Source organism: Rummeliibacillus sp. TYF-LIM-RU47 (assembly GCF_008638315.1).
In the GTDB taxonomy this organism is placed as follows: Bacteria; Bacillota; Bacilli; order Bacillales_A; family Planococcaceae; genus Rummeliibacillus; species Rummeliibacillus stabekisii.
This window is the reverse complement of record NZ_VVIR01000005.1, coordinates 61,710-76,610: the sequence shown is the minus strand read 5'-3', so window position 1 is coordinate 76,610 and position 14,901 is coordinate 61,710. Positions and strand designations below refer to the sequence as shown.

Genomic DNA, 14,901 nt, shown 5'->3' with positions numbered 1-14,901 from the left:
CCTGCCCAATTTGGAGCGGCTATATAAGGGGAGGGGAATAAAAATTAAGCACGAATCTGTTTTCTGTTAGTAATGATAATCATTATCAAAAGAAAAAGCAATAGTTGTTTTTCTGAACTTTTAATAAAAATTAATAGGGGCAAAAATATTTAGAAAGATAATTAGAATTCATTAGATAAAATAACATTATTTTGGTTTTTTTATAAATATTAAAACAGTGTTTCTTCTTATATAATAGCAGTTCATATATTTCTCTTTTAAAGAAACAATATATAAGGATGAATTAAAAAGTTATTAAAACTTTCTACTACATGTGCGACGTCTTTTTAATGTATACACGTGATGATCTAAAGGAGCTCCTAAAATGAAAAGAAAAAAGCAATTGTTCTATGACGATGATCTAGTAGAGTGGATCAGGCAAAATAAAAAACAATTATACTGGCTTGCATACAGTTATGTTAAAAACGAGCAAGATGCGTTGGATATTGTTCAAGACAGTATTCAAAAAGCAATGCAAAACTATCAGCAACTGCTGAACAAGGAAAAATTGAAAAGTTGGTTTTATCGAATTGTTATAAATACATCGCTCGATTTCCTAAAAAAATTTCGCAGAGTTCAAGTGACAGATGACGAGACATTGCGCTATCTCTCATCGTCTAGTGAAGACCAGTATGAAAATCTAGATTTAGCTGGCGCATTAGAACGACTTCCGACAAAGTATCGGGAAATTGTGATTCTTCGCTATTTTGAAGATCTCAAGATTGAGGAAGTTGCCTATATCTTAAATGAAAATTCAAATACCATTAAAACTCGTTTATATAAAGCTTTAAAAATTTTGCGCATCGATATGGAACAGGAAGAAGGATGAGATGATGGACAAAAAGCTAAATGAATTGAAAAAACAATATCAGAATGCCCGCGTTCCAGATGAACTGGATGATATTGTCGAGGCAGCAATAATGAAAGGGAAGAAAGAAAAGATGAAGAATCATAAAAAAATGCCAACGGTCGTAACGAAATGGGTGGGAAGTGTTGCAGCAGCAGCAGCCATCTTTACAGTTGGATTAAATACAAGTCCTGCTTTAGCACAAACGGTTAACGATATACCGGTGATTGGCAAGGTTACGCAGGTTCTAACGTTCCGTGAATATAAGGAAAATGACAAGAACTATGGAGCAGATATTAAAGTCGCCAACGTAAAAGGCTTAGATAATAAAAAATTAGAACAAACACTAAACGAGCGTTACATTGCAGATGGACAAAAGCTTTACAGCCATTATGAGAAAACAGTAAAAGATTTAGAGAAAAAAGGCGGGGGGCATTATAGCGTAGACAGCGGCTATAAAGTACTCTTGAACGATCAACAACTACTAACGATTGAACGCTATGAGGAACAAACTGCAGCTTCTTCTTCGACTACAATGAAATACGATACGATTGATAAAGAAAACAAGATTGTATTATCATTACCAATGTTATTTAAAGACAAAGCTTATGTTGATCACATTTCAAGTTATATAAAAGATGAAATGATTAAAGAAATCAAAGAATCCAACCAAGAAAAAGTATATTGGGTACGCGGTGCAGGTGTGCCAGTTGATGATTTGGCAGAGGATGAACTATTCGAAAGCATTAAAACGAATCAAAACTTCTATATCAATAAAAAACATCAATTGGTGATTGCCTTCGATGAATATGAAGTAGCTCCTGGATATATGGGTGTTGTGAAATTTACTATCCCAACGCATGTGATTGAAAAAGATTTAGTGAGCAATAAATATATTAAGTGATGCAAAAAACCGTAGCATAACCAGGATCACCTGTTAAGCTACGGTTTTTATTATTTAAGGTATTCTTTCAATTCTTTTTCCAAGAACGGTTCGGCAGATAAAAACGCTGTAAAGTCTTCATAACGTTTCCGCTGTTCTTGCTTTGGCTTTGCACCAGTATAGTACGCACGAATCAAAATGTTTTTAGGCGTATGTTCCATATCGATGAATTCGAGCAGTTGCGCATCATAGCCAACAAGCTTTAGAATTTCGGCACGAATTGAGTCTGTGGCAAGGGAAGCGAATCGTTCTTTGATCAAGCCATGCTGCAGCATGATGTCCAACTGAGGTGATTGGAGTTGGCGATTTAATTCATGCTGGCAACAAGGGACGCTTAAGATAACGCTTGCTCCCCATTTTACAGCGCGTGCTAATGCCATATCTGTTGCTACATCGCATGCATGCAGTGTGACGACCATATCAACTGTATTTTCATCGTTATAATCATTGATATCCCCAACTAAAAATTCTAGCCCATCATATTGAAGGTCCTTCGCAATTTGGCTGCATTCTTCAATTACATCTTTTTTCAGATCTAAGCCCGTGACACGAATATCTAAGCCCTGTTCAATCTTTAAATAATGGTATAAAGCGAATGTTAAATAAGATTTGCCGGAACCGAAGTCTAAAATTCGAATGGTGCGATCCTTTGGCAAGTAATCCAGAGAATCATGAATAAATTCAATGAAGCGATTTATTTGTTTGAACTTATCGTATTTTTGGTTTTTTACTTTTCCTTCAGGCGATTGAACACCTAGCCGAATCAGGAAAGGGTAGGGAGTATCAGGGTTTAACAAATAATTTTTCTTTCTGTTATGTTGTAAATCAACTGATTTGGCTTCTGTTTTTTCTGCTTTCCATAACACTTTGTTTTTCTTCGAAAGCTGTACATGTATTTTTTCAGTCGTCATTTCGCCTTGGAATTGGCGGAATTGATCAAATAAGCTGTCTAGGTATGAAGCGATTTGATCCTTCGTTATATTTTCATGCTTAATGGTCTGTGCCGTCTGGTATTCAAGCTGGATATGGTAAATCCCTTTGAGCATTAAAGGCTTTAGCTTCACGCGCTTTAGTTCATTTGATTTTGCGCGTGGCTGGCTGATCGTTGCAGTCACTAGCAATTCATCCGTTAATTGCTCGAGGAGCTGTTGTTTCATTTCATTAAAGTCCAATAATATCGCCTTCTTTATGATTTAATTGCTCCATGTATTGTACCATAAATTTAATTTTTCACCTGCTCCTTTGGCAGATAACTGAGTGTCTTGCCAGTCCAGCCAAATACGATGGTAAGAATAGGTGACAGCAAACAGAACAATGCGAATGGCAAGTAATCAATTGTAGGTACACCCAATACCTTTGTAATAAAGATACCGCACACGCTCCAAGGAATTAGTGGGTTCACGACAGTGCCGGCATCCTCTGCTACACGTGCTAAGTTCTTATTTTGTAAGCCAACTTTTTGAAATTGCGACTGGAATGCTTCACTCGTAAGCAGGATGGACAAATATTGTTCCCCAATTAGCGTATTGATTGATACAGCAGTAAGGGCAGCCCCAGTAATGACGGAACCGACACTCCTGAAAATGGTTTCTACCTTCAGAAGGATTGTTTGGACAATGCCTAATGTAAATAACAAGCCGCCCATGCTGAGAGCCAATATAACAAGCCCAATCGTAAACATCATGCTGTTAATGCCACCACGTGTTAATAATGAGTCAATATCTTGAATACCTGTTTCAGAGGTATAACCATTGAATAGAATATTCATTACATCTCCCGCTCCGTAAGTATGATGGAAGTATGTGATGACTATGGCAACTGCAGAACTGGCTGCTAAGGTCATAATGGCCGGTGCCTTTTTTAATGTTAATAGAAAAAGGACAACCAATGGTATGAATGTGTACCAATGGATCATTCCTGTATCCAATAAGCCTTGCTGGAAGGATGCGATTTTGGATTTATTATGCAGCGTTGCAGTAGGTGACATTATTGCATACAGTATGAATGATAGGATAAATGCGGGAACTGTTGTCCAGCACATATTCTTTATATGAACAAACAAGTCAACGCCCAATATTGCCGAAGACAAATTGGTAGTATCAGATAGGGGAGACATCTTATCCCCAAAAAACGCGCCGGAAACAATAGCGCCAGCAGTGACAGCAAGTGAAATATCCATTGCGCTTGCCATGCCAATAAACGCTACACCAACTGTTGCTGTTGTCGTAAGTGAGCTGCCGATAGCAACGCCAACCATACAGGTCACAAGGAAAACAATGGCATAAAAGAAGTGTGGCGTAATTAATTCAAAGCCCAGGTAGATAAAAGTAGGAATTGTGCCGCTCATCAACCAGCTGCTAATTAGCACACCAATAAAGAAAAATATAAAGATAGCGCCAAGTCCTGCGGAAGCTCCCTCAATCAGCCCTTTTTCTAAATCTTTATAAGCCACTTTTTTAAACAGCCCATACACCATTAATAACATAATTGATATGAGAATCGGCATATGCGGTGGGGCATCCAATTTTGCGATACATAGAGCCATAATGGCAATAATAACAACAATTAAACTAACTGCCTCTAGAAAACGCGGCATCATTTTTGCTTCTATACGAAACATCTCATCGTTCCTCCTAATCTCTTAATAAAAAATTTTAGTAAGGGACGAAGGGAAACTCCGCGGTACCACCCTTATTGCCAAAGCTTTCTTGGCCACTCTCGGAAATACAAGCATCCATGGTGTAATTCACGATTGGTAAAACCTTGGCTTACATCACCCGCCAAGTTTCTTTTTACTGTACTTACCAATGCTACTTTAATTCCATCACTTGCACTTGTTCACTTTTGCGATTCAACGCGTTGAAGTTATAAAGTATTTTACCACTTTATTTGCTTACGTCAATAAGATTTAGAGAAAAAGAATAAGATGGAAAAATTCGAGTTCAGAAAGGAGTTAAAATAAAAAAAGTAAAGTACAGATATACCTAGTGTGGAAGCGTGTTTTCGTATTTTTATTGGATAAAGTAATATGTTAAGATAAATGAAATTGAATCAATTTTTAGTAGATTCAATGAATTCTTTTTACATATTCCATAGAGCAAGATGTAAATGGAAGAAAGAATGAATATAGTTGAGAAAAAGGAGGAATTTCTATGTCGGATCATATGTATCAATTGCTGGCAATATTGATTTATATGATTGCCATGCTGGTGATTGGCTGGTATGCGTTTCGTAAAACTTCCAGTTTAACAGACTATATGTTAGGAGGGCGCTCACTAGGTCCGGCAGTTACCGCCTTAAGTGCAGGTGCTGCGGATATGTCGGGATGGCTTTTAATGGGATTGCCGGGCGCCATCTACGTAGGCGGTTTGATGGAAGCTTGGATGGCAATAGGGCTGACAGTAGGTGCTTATCTAAACTGGCTATTTGTTGCTCCTAGACTTCGGATGTATACACAAGTAGCGAATAATTCTATTACGATACCGAGTTATTTGGATAACCGTTTGAAAGATAAAACAAAGTTGCTTCGTATTGCGTCTGGATTAATTATCTTAGTCTTTTTCACTTTCTACGTGTCTTCTGGAATGGTAACAGGCGGCGTTTTCTTTGAAAGCTCATTCGGCTTTAATTACCATACAGGGTTATTGGTAACTTCAGGAGTTGTGATAGCCTATACATTGTTTGGCGGTTTCTTAGCTGTTAGTTATACAGATTTTATTCAAGGGCTTGTCATGTTCTTAGCACTTATTATAGTCCCAATTTTCGGATTGTTCCTTACGGGTGGGTTTTCAGACACTGCTCAATCGATACGTGAAGTAGACCCAAAGCGATTAAGCTTTCTAACAGGAGCAACTGTAACAGGGGTCATCTCAGCTGTAGCATGGGGCTTAGGCTATTTTGGCCAGCCACATATTATAGTACGTTTTATGGCAATTAGCAGTGTGAAAGAAACAAAACAAGCGAGACGAATCGGCATTGGATGGATGTTCTTAAGTTTGTTTGGAGCTATCGCCACTGCTTTAATCGGGATTGCTTATTATCAACAAAATGGTTTAGAACTGAAAAATCCTGAAACTGTATTTATTGCTTTAGGCCAAATACTCTTCCATCCATTTATCGCAGGAATTATGTTAGCAGCGATACTGGCTGCGATTATGAGTACGATTTCTTCTCAATTGATTGTAACGTCTTCTGCTTTAGTAGAAGATATCTATAAAGCTGTGTTTAAAACCAATGCAACTGATAAACATTATGTATTTTTAGGCAGAATGGCTGTATTGATTGTATCCCTTCTAGCGATTGCTCTTGCTTGGAATCAAGATAATAAAATATTAGACTTGGTATCATTTGCCTGGGCGGGCTTTGGGTCAGCGTTTGGTCCAGTAATATTGCTTACATTGTATTGGAGGAAGATTACGAACTGGGGAGCACTTGCGGGTATGGTCACTGGTGCCATCACCGCTTATGTCTGGGGATCTATTAAAACCTTGCACAATAGTCTGTATGAAATTGTTCCGGGATTCCTTGTCTGTCTGATCGTTGCAGTTATTGTCAGTTTATTGACATATAGACCAAATCAAGAGATTGATGAAGAATTTGATAATACGGTTGATCTATTAGCGGAAGAGAAAAGAAAATAAACTAAAAGAATGCCTGTAGTATCTGAAAAGCTGCAGGCATTTTTTCTAAGGGGTGTCTAAATATGTTTGAACTCGATCATGTGGTTTATTTTACGAAAAAAACGCCAGAAGAAATTACAAAAGAAGTGACGATTGAAAGTCTACATCCTGTTATTGGCGGACAACACCTTCAGTGGGGAACTCATAATGCATTATTATACACAAGAGATAGTTATATCGAGTATTTAGCAGTTGAAGATGAATCAGTGGCTCGAAAATCTTCCCAGCCGTTAGTGCAACAACTGCTCTATGATTTGCCTGGCGGTGAAGGTTTTTATACGTTATGTCTTAGAACAGATAGTATAGAAGAGAAAAATAGTTACTTTCAGAAGCTGGGGTACCGGACAACGGGTGTCATTCCAGCAGAAAGAAAAACACAAGATGGTGAGCTATTAAGATGGAAAATGCTGTTTATTGAGCAGAGGATAGGGGATGATCTGCCATATCCATTTTTCATCCAATGGGAGCAGCCTTTAGCAGTAAGATATCAAAATCTAAAAGCAACTGGGATGGTACAAGAGGGAAATGAGGATTTAATTATTGAAAGCTGTCTGTTCAATGTAAGAAACACCGATCAAAAAATTACTCAATGGTCGAGACTTTTATCTTTGCCGGTAAATGGCAACACATTAAAACTTCCTAATACAACATTTGTATTCCAAGCTTCTAATGAACAGAAAGAACGTTTGCACAATATTGAATTAGGGAAAATTTGAATCGTAAACATTTCTTGTGATAGGATGGACATAATATATAGAAGAAAAGGAAAAGGAGAGTGGTCTATCTGCTCTCCTTTCTTTTAGCATCCAGTCGCACGAAGGAGGAACATACATGGAAGAATTGCAAGAAAAGGCGGTATTAGTTGGAGTCAATCTACATAATGATTTGCACTTTGACTACTCAATTGAAGAGCTTGGAAATTTAGCGGAAGCATTGAATGTAGAAGTAGTGGGTGTGGTTACGCAAAATTTGGAACGAGTCAATCCTTCACACTATGTAGGGACTGGTAAAATAGAAGAAATCAAAAGATATTATGAAGCAGTCGATGCAAACTTAGTCATCTTCGATGATGAATTATCACCATCTCAAATACGAAATCTTGAAAGAGACCTGGAATGCAAAGTCATTGATCGAACTATGCTCATCCTGGATATTTTTGCAAGGCGCGCCAAGTCGAAGGAAGCGCAAATGCAAGTGGAACTCGCACAATTGCAATATATGCTGCCACGATTAGTCGGTCTTCGCGATTCATTAAGTAGGCAGGGTGGCGGTACAGGCGGTGGTTTCAAAAACAGAGGCGCCGGCGAAACAAAGCTGGAGCTGGATCGACGTAAAATTGAAGATCAAATTGCTAAGCTTCATAAAGAGCTGGAGAGTGTAAAAGAACAGCGAGAAACGCAAAGGAAGCAACGACGGAAAAGCGAAATTCCTATTGTCTCCATTGTCGGCTATACAAACGCTGGTAAATCGACTATCATGAATCAGCTGCTTCAAAACTCAAGCCAGGAAGAGCACAAGCAAGTATTTGAAAAAAATATGCTCTTTGCTACATTAGAGACTTCTGTGAGACAGATTTCATTGCCTGATAACAAGAGCTTTTTGCTGACGGATACAGTTGGCTTTGTCAGCAAATTACCTCACCATTTAGTAAAGGCTTTCCGTTCAACATTGGAAGAAGCGAGAGATGCGGATTTGTTGCTTCATGTGGTAGATGCCTCTAATCCGGAAAATCAATATATGATGGAAGTCACCAATGATACGCTTGAAGCAGTTGGTGTAGTAGATGTTCCAACAATCAATGTCTTCAACAAAGCAGATCTTGCAAACTTGGCCTACCCATACACCAATCACAATCAGATATGGATGTCAGCTAAGGAAAGAAAAGGCATAGATGAATTGCTGCAGCTCATTCGCAGCCATATTTTTAAAGATTATGTTACCTGCACACTCTGCATCCCGTATGAAAAGGGAGAGATCGTATCTTATTTAAATGAGCATGCCCATATACTGGAGACATCCTATGAGGAATCAGGGACAGTCGTCAAAGCAGAAGTTAAGGAAGCTATTATGCAAAAGTACAAGCAATACTTAATTTAGTCCTCATGCTTAGCAAATTCACAAGGGACACTCCATAATAGAAATATAATGAGACTGTAAACGTGCAGGTATTATAAAGCATGCTTACAGTCTTTCCTGTGGAATAGGGATTATGCTACTAAGTCGGACAAGGTTATTTGTATTTATAGAGCATACACGTAAAACTCTATTGTTTTTTTAATATTTTATTTTTAAATATACATATTTATTTAATAATTAATAATGCTATTGAATAATAGGGAAAAACGTGCGGTTACTCCATATGAAATCAGAAAATATAAAATTTTCCACCATGAAAAATTTTTTTGACATAACACAAGTGTGCATGTATAATGGACAACATACTTCACTAAACTTTAAAGTTATGAAAAGAGATATAGTTTATAGTTAGAATTGTTGGACTATTTTTTATATTGAAAGAAGGAGAGTTTCTTATGGCAACAAGAGAGGAAATCGTTAAATCAGTCCCTCAAAAGGGATTCTTTGGTCATCCAAAAGGCCTGTTTAGTTTATTCTTTACTGAATTCTGGGAGCGTTTCTCATATTACGGAATGAAAGCAATTCTGATTTATTTCATGTATGATACCGTGAAAAACGGCGGTTTAGGCCTTAGTGAAACTACTGCCTCTTCCATTATGGCAATCTATGGCTCATTAGTTTATATGTCAGGTATTATTGGCGGATGGGTTGCTGACCGCTTGTTAGGAACAAGAAGAACTTCATTCTGGGGTGGTATATTAATTATTGTTGGACATATCTGTCTGGCGATTCCAGGAGGTTTGCCATTCTTATTCACTTCAATGGTATTTATTATTCTAGGTACAGGTTTATTGAAACCAAACGTATCTTCAATTGTTGGTGAAATTTATGCCGAAGATGACAATCGTCGTGATGCAGGCTTTAATATTTTCTACATGGGAATTAATGCAGGGGCATTTATCGCTCCGTTAGTTGTAGGTGCTGTAAAAGAAGAATACAACTATCACGTTGGTTTTAGTGTTGCTGCTATTGGTATGGCAATTGGATTGTTCTTCTATACACATAATCAAAAGCAAAAATTAGGACTAGCAGGTATGGAACCTAAAAATCCATTGACTGATGTTGAACGTGGGAAAATCATTAAGAATTTCACAATTTCCCTAGTAATTATAGCAATTTTAGTTGTTATTGCGGCAATGGTTGGCCTCATTACAATTAACAATGTTGTAAACTTCTTTACAGTCATTGGTTTATTAGCACCAATTTGTGTTTTCATTTGGATGTTTACTAGTAAGAAAACAGAAGCGAAAGAAAAGTCTCACCTTCTTGCATATATCCCTTTGTTTATTACTGGTACAATGTTCTGGGTTATTCAAGAGCAAGGTTCTACTATACTTGCTACTTATATTAAACAGCGTACAGATTTATCAATTGGCTCCTATAATATCCCGGCACCATGGTTCCAATCATTGAACCCATTATTCATTATTACAATGGCACCAATCTTTGCAGCTATTTGGATGAAGCTTGGCAATCGTCAACCATCTACGCCGATTAAATTCTCATTCTCTTTGTTATTTGCAGGGGCATCTTTCTTGATTATGATTATTCCAGCAATCTCTTCAGGCGGTACAGAGTTAATTAGCCCATGGTGGATCGTTATTTCGTTCTTCTTAGTAGTAGTAGGTGAGTTATTAATGTCACCGGTTGGTTTATCGGCAACAACAAAATTAGCTCCGGCTGCATTTGCTGCGCAAACAATGTCACTATGGTTCTTGACTAGTACTGCAGCACAAGCATTGAATGCTCAATTAGCTAAGTTGTTTGATAAAATTTCTGAGGTACAATACTTCGGATTCCTTGGCGGTGCTTCCGTTGCATTATTTATCATCATGTTAATACTAAGTCCATGGATCTCTAAAAAAATGGGCGATATTAAATAAAATTGAAATTCGCTTTATAGCGATTTTAAAATAAGCTTGCTTGTAAATCAGTTTATATGGTTTGCAGGCAAGCTTTTTATTTTATTTCCATTAAGACAATATTAAAGCCTAATTTCCATATTTAGAAATTAGGCTTTAATGATGGAGCGTTTATTCGTCTTTTGAATTCTTACTTTCTTTCTCCATTTTCGCTTCAAACTTTTGCAGTTGGCGACTAGCAAATTCTCGACCGCCAAGCCCAAATGATAGGGCAAATGCCACTGAAAGGCCAGCTATGACGAACAAGAAGGCTAGATTGACAATGCTTGTACCGAAGTGCAATTGTGAAAGGGCCATAAAGATTGCCATGATAAGAATGGCATACTTAACTATGCCGCCAAATAAACGATTGCCTGTAGCTTGGCGAATATAGTTGCCAAGAAGGGTAGAGCCAATAAAGCCAAGCAAAATAATAACGAGTGCACTTAATAGAAGTGGCAAGTAGCTAATAACAGCCATACCGATATCTTGTAGAACTTCTAGATGCAAAACATTGAGTCCTTCAACTGTAAAGAATATAATAATAAGTACTTGCACGACTTTACCAATGATTGTGGCAATATCAAATGATGGCATAGATGATTGTTGTTTTTGATTTAAATATTTTGATACATCGTCGATGCCTGTACCTTTTAATAGATTGCTAAGCAATTCTCCGATAAAACGTGCTAGAACGATACCTATAAGAATTAATATAACCGCTACAAAAATATTTGGAATCATATTGAGCACTTCATTTAACATAGCAGTAACTGGACGTGTAATGGAGTCGATTCCAAGTGTTTCAAGTGCAACAGTGACAATCGGAATCAGGATTAAAATGAAAACAACGTTGGACAGTACATTGGTAAGCGTAGTTTTACTATCAGGAGACATTACTTCTCCGTTTCCACGTTTGGTCAATTTATTGAACCATTTATCAATATTGATTGTTCCTAAAATCATAGAAACGATGTTGCGAACAAATTTGGCTACAAAATAACCAATCACTAAAATAATAGCAGCCATGAATAAGTTAGGTAGGAAATCGAGCGTTTTATCCATCATATTAGAAATAGGATTCGCTACTGAATTCATTCTCAACTGATCTAATACGCTCGGCAAGAACAATATGAACACAAGATAGTAAAGTATCTTACCAATAGAATTGAGCTTATTGTAGGCGTCCCTATCATCAGTAGCCATATGAGCTCTCGTCATTACTCGTGATGCGCCGATTTTTTTGAGGCCTTTTGTAAAAATAGCTTGGATAAGAGTTGCAACAAGCCAAGCTACGACCAGTAGCAGAATAGCTCCTAATATATTGGGAATAAAGTTTGCTACTCTGTACCACATGTCATGAAATTCACCTGTAAATCGATTGACCATCTTTTTACCTCCAAATATAAAATATTCCTGTTGATATCGACTTTATTACCCTTGTCTACTAGGAATAAACATATTGTCGAATAAAGAGATTTTTCAATTCGTAGAGGTTTAAGCATTACTTTACGTACTAAGATAACGAAAGAAATACTAATCTATAATATATAAATCCTTTTGATAATCATTTTCAATTAACGGTTGAAATATAATATTCAGATGCTATAATTAAGTAGGAGCAAGTGATAATGATTTTCATTTGCAGATGTATCACCTAATAAAGGAAGAGGAAGTAGACGGGATTGCCATGAAAAAACGATATTTATTGATAGCACTTGTTGTGTTGTCTCTTATCTCTCTCTTTGTGGGGGTAAGTGATATCACACCAAAGGACTTATTAAACTTACATTCAGAAAAGACACAAATTTTCCTCATCAGTCGCGTACCAAGATTGGTTGCGATTATTTTGGCGGGCTTTGGGATGAGTATTGCAGGCTTAATTATGCAAAGTTTGAGCCGCAATAAATTCGTATCGCCTACAACGGCTGGTACACTAGATGCTACTCGTTTAGGGATTCTTGTATCGATGCTGTTATTTGCAAACGCTTCGATGCTTGAAAAAATGGCGGTATCCTTCGTATTTGCGCTTGCCGGCACATTATTATTTATGCAAATATTGGACCGCATTAAATTTAAAGATGCGATTTTCATACCGCTTGTCGGATTGATGTTTGGGAATATATTGTCTTCTATCACGACGTTCTTTGCTTATAAGTCCAATGTCATCCAAAATATCTCCACGTGGCTACAAGGTGACTTCTCGATGATCATGAAAGGTCGCTACGAACTGCTTTATATTAGTGTGCCTGTATTGATTATCGCCTACTTCTATGCCAACCGTTTTACAGTGGCTGGAATGGGTGAAGATTTCGCAAAAAACCTAGGGCTTGCTTATAAACGTATCGTTAATTTCGGCTTAATCCTTGTTGCTTTAGTTACTACTACTGTTGTTTTAACAGTTGGTATGATTCCATTTTTAGGATTGATCATTCCCAATATTGTCTCCATTTTTAAAGGAGACCACTTGCAAAAAACACTGCCACATACTGCGCTTTTAGGGGCTATATTCCTCTTAATCTGCGATATATTAGGCCGTGTCCTTATCTATCCATATGAGATTTCTATCAGCTTAATGGTAGGCGTCATAGGCAGTGCAGTCTTCCTATTCTTGTTGTTTAGGGGGAAGGCGTATGCGTAATAGTATTAAATTAGCAATATTGCTAGGCGTTGCGCTTATATTTAGCGCACTGTATATTTTCCAGGGCTTGAACGGCAATTATGATTACATATTGCCTCGGAGAGTAATTAAGATTTTGGCAATGGCTTTGACAGGTGTTTCTATCGCTTATTCAACGGTCATTTTCCAAACGATTACGCATAACCGTATTTTGACTCCAAGTATTATGGGGTTAGATTCTCTATATTTGCTTTTGCAAACGTTTATTATTTTCTTTTTTGGATCTGGCCATATTGTCATTATGAACGCGCAAGTGAACTTCTTTGTGTCAGTTGTCGTTATGATAGGCTTTGCGCTAATCCTATACCAATTTTTATTTCGCGCTGGTGGGAGACCGATTTACTTTTTGCTTTTAGTGGGCATAATTGTGGGGACGTTCTTAGGAAGTATCACCACTTTTATGGAAGTTTTGATTGATCCAAATGAATTTACCCGCGTACAAGACAAAATGTTTGCTAGTTTCAATAATGTCAACGGTGATCTCGTATGGCTGGCATTAGTGGTAGTTGTGATTGTCATGATTTATGGGGTTAGAATGATCAATCAACTAGACGTTCTATCACTCGGCCGAGATACAGCGATTAATTTAGGTGTGCCTTATGATAAAGTGGTCAAGCGCATGCTGATCATCTCAGCGATACTTATTTCAGTATCAACGGCACTTGTTGGGCCTATTACATTCTTCGGTTTGATAGTAGCCAATTTATCTTATCAATTTTTCAAAACGTATAAGCATTCCATTTTGATTACGGGTGCGTCATTTATGAGTTTAGTTGCATTAATCGGAGGCCAATGGATAGTTGAGCGAGTATTTACATTCTCAACAACATTAAGTGTTATCGTCAATTTCATCGGTGGTATCTACTTTATTTACTTATTATTGAAGGAGAGTCGATCTGCATGATCCAAGTAAAAGAGATTTCCAAGTATTTTGGAAAGAAAATGGTCGTTGATAAGGTAAGTGTTGATATACAAAGAGGTAAAATCACTTCCTTTATTGGCCCAAATGGCGCCGGAAAATCGACGCTATTGTCGATGGTAAGCCGTTTACTTGATGCGGATACCGGTGAAGTATTGTTAGACAGCACTGATGTAAAGAGAGTGAAGTCCAATGATTTCGCAAAACGCGTATCTATTCTAAAACAATCCAATTTTATGAATGTTAGATTAAGCATTCGTGAACTCGTTTCTTTTGGACGCTTCCCATATTCCCAAGGCCATCTTACTGAAGAGGACCAAAAAAAAGTTGATGAAGCCATTCATTATATGAACTTAGAGGATATCCAACATGATTATTTAGATGAATTGTCTGGTGGGCAACGACAACGCGCATTTATTGCGATGGTTATTGCTCAAGATACCGAATATGTTTTGCTAGACGAACCATTAAATAATCTGGATATGAAACATTCTGTTCAAATCATGAAGATTTTGCGTAAACTTGTTGATGAATTGGGCAAGACTGTAGTGATTGTACTTCATGATATCAACTTCGCATCCGTTTATTCAGATTTTATTGTGGCGCTCAGAGATGGGAAAGTCGTAAAAGAAGGACCAACCAGTGAAATCATTAATTCCGCGTCACTCAAAGAAATATACGATATGGATATACCTATTCAAGAGATGAATAGCTGCCGAATCTGTGTGTATTTTAATTCATGATAAAGGGGAAAAAC

General features: G+C 37.4%; 12 protein-coding genes. 9 read left to right on the top strand and 3 right to left on the bottom strand.

Annotation, left to right across the window (positions count from 1 at the left end; all coding sequences use genetic code 11):
* Nucleotides 1–364 precede the first annotated feature (364 nt).
* Both F0527_RS15080 and rsiV read left to right on the top strand, forming a co-directional pair.
* A complete protein-coding gene (locus F0527_RS15080) occupies nucleotides 365–868 on the top strand; it encodes an RNA polymerase sigma factor SigV (protein ID WP_150285442.1) in 504 nt (167 codons plus the stop codon).
* Nucleotides 869–872: 4 nt separating this feature from the next.
* Nucleotides 873–1,790, top strand: coding sequence for an anti-sigma-V factor RsiV (gene rsiV, locus F0527_RS15075; protein ID WP_150285441.1), 918 nt, complete (start codon nucleotides 873–875; stop codon nucleotides 1,788–1,790).
* Nucleotides 1,791–1,840: 50 nt separating this feature from the next.
* Here rsiV and F0527_RS15070 read toward each other — a convergent pair whose 3' ends face one another.
* Both F0527_RS15070 and nhaC read right to left on the bottom strand, forming a co-directional pair.
* Entirely contained in the window at nucleotides 1,841–3,001 is a 1,161-nt protein-coding gene (locus tag F0527_RS15070) for a class I SAM-dependent methyltransferase (protein WP_147197051.1), read from the bottom strand.
* 50 nt (nucleotides 3,002–3,051) lie between these two features.
* Entirely contained in the window at nucleotides 3,052–4,449 is a 1,398-nt protein-coding gene (gene nhaC / locus F0527_RS15065) for a Na+/H+ antiporter NhaC (protein WP_150285440.1), read from the bottom strand.
* A gap of 532 nt (nucleotides 4,450–4,981) precedes the next feature.
* On the opposite strand from nhaC, the gene putP reads away from it, so the two are divergent.
* The 4 genes from putP (at nucleotide 4,982) to F0527_RS15045 (ending at nucleotide 10,527) form a co-directional block, all read left to right on the top strand.
* Nucleotides 4,982–6,469, top strand: a complete 1,488-nt coding sequence (gene putP / locus F0527_RS15060) for a sodium/proline symporter PutP (protein ID WP_150285439.1) — start codon at nucleotides 4,982–4,984, stop codon at nucleotides 6,467–6,469.
* Nucleotides 6,470–6,531: 62 nt separating this feature from the next.
* Nucleotides 6,532–7,224, top strand: a complete 693-nt coding sequence (locus F0527_RS15055; RefSeq protein WP_150285438.1) for a VOC family protein — start codon at nucleotides 6,532–6,534, stop codon at nucleotides 7,222–7,224.
* A gap of 115 nt (nucleotides 7,225–7,339) precedes the next feature.
* Nucleotides 7,340–8,605, top strand: a complete 1,266-nt coding sequence (gene hflX / locus F0527_RS15050) for a GTPase HflX (protein ID WP_150285437.1) — start codon at nucleotides 7,340–7,342, stop codon at nucleotides 8,603–8,605.
* A 434-nt stretch (nucleotides 8,606–9,039) separates the two neighbouring features.
* Nucleotides 9,040–10,527, top strand: coding sequence for a peptide MFS transporter (locus tag F0527_RS15045; RefSeq protein WP_150285436.1), 1,488 nt, complete (start codon nucleotides 9,040–9,042; stop codon nucleotides 10,525–10,527).
* Nucleotides 10,528–10,677: 150 nt separating this feature from the next.
* Here the strand turns inward: F0527_RS15045 and F0527_RS15040 are convergent, their stop codons facing one another.
* The gene (locus tag F0527_RS15040; protein ID WP_223823625.1) at nucleotides 10,678–11,934 is read right to left on the bottom strand and encodes a mechanosensitive ion channel; all 1,257 of its coding nucleotides are present in this window, start codon (nucleotides 11,932–11,934) and stop codon (nucleotides 10,678–10,680) included.
* 301 nt (nucleotides 11,935–12,235) lie between these two features.
* On the opposite strand from F0527_RS15040, the gene F0527_RS15035 reads away from it, so the two are divergent.
* Genes F0527_RS15035 through F0527_RS15025 form a run of 3 tightly spaced genes read left to right on the top strand, consistent with a single transcriptional unit; the run spans nucleotide 12,236 to nucleotide 14,887 of the window.
* Nucleotides 12,236–13,186, top strand: coding sequence for an ABC transporter permease (locus tag F0527_RS15035; RefSeq protein WP_066791983.1), 951 nt, complete (start codon nucleotides 12,236–12,238; stop codon nucleotides 13,184–13,186).
* The gene (locus tag F0527_RS15030) at nucleotides 13,179–14,129 is read left to right on the top strand and encodes an iron chelate uptake ABC transporter family permease subunit (RefSeq protein ID WP_066790370.1); all 951 of its coding nucleotides are present in this window, start codon (nucleotides 13,179–13,181) and stop codon (nucleotides 14,127–14,129) included. The genes F0527_RS15035 and F0527_RS15030 overlap by 8 nt, the downstream gene beginning before the upstream one ends.
* Nucleotides 14,126–14,887 (top strand): iron ABC transporter ATP-binding protein, encoded by a 762-nt coding sequence (locus F0527_RS15025; protein WP_150285435.1) that lies wholly within the window; start codon nucleotides 14,126–14,128, stop codon nucleotides 14,885–14,887. Before F0527_RS15030 ends, F0527_RS15025 begins: the two co-directional genes overlap by 4 nt.
* The last annotated feature ends 14 nt before the right edge of the window (nucleotides 14,888–14,901 follow it).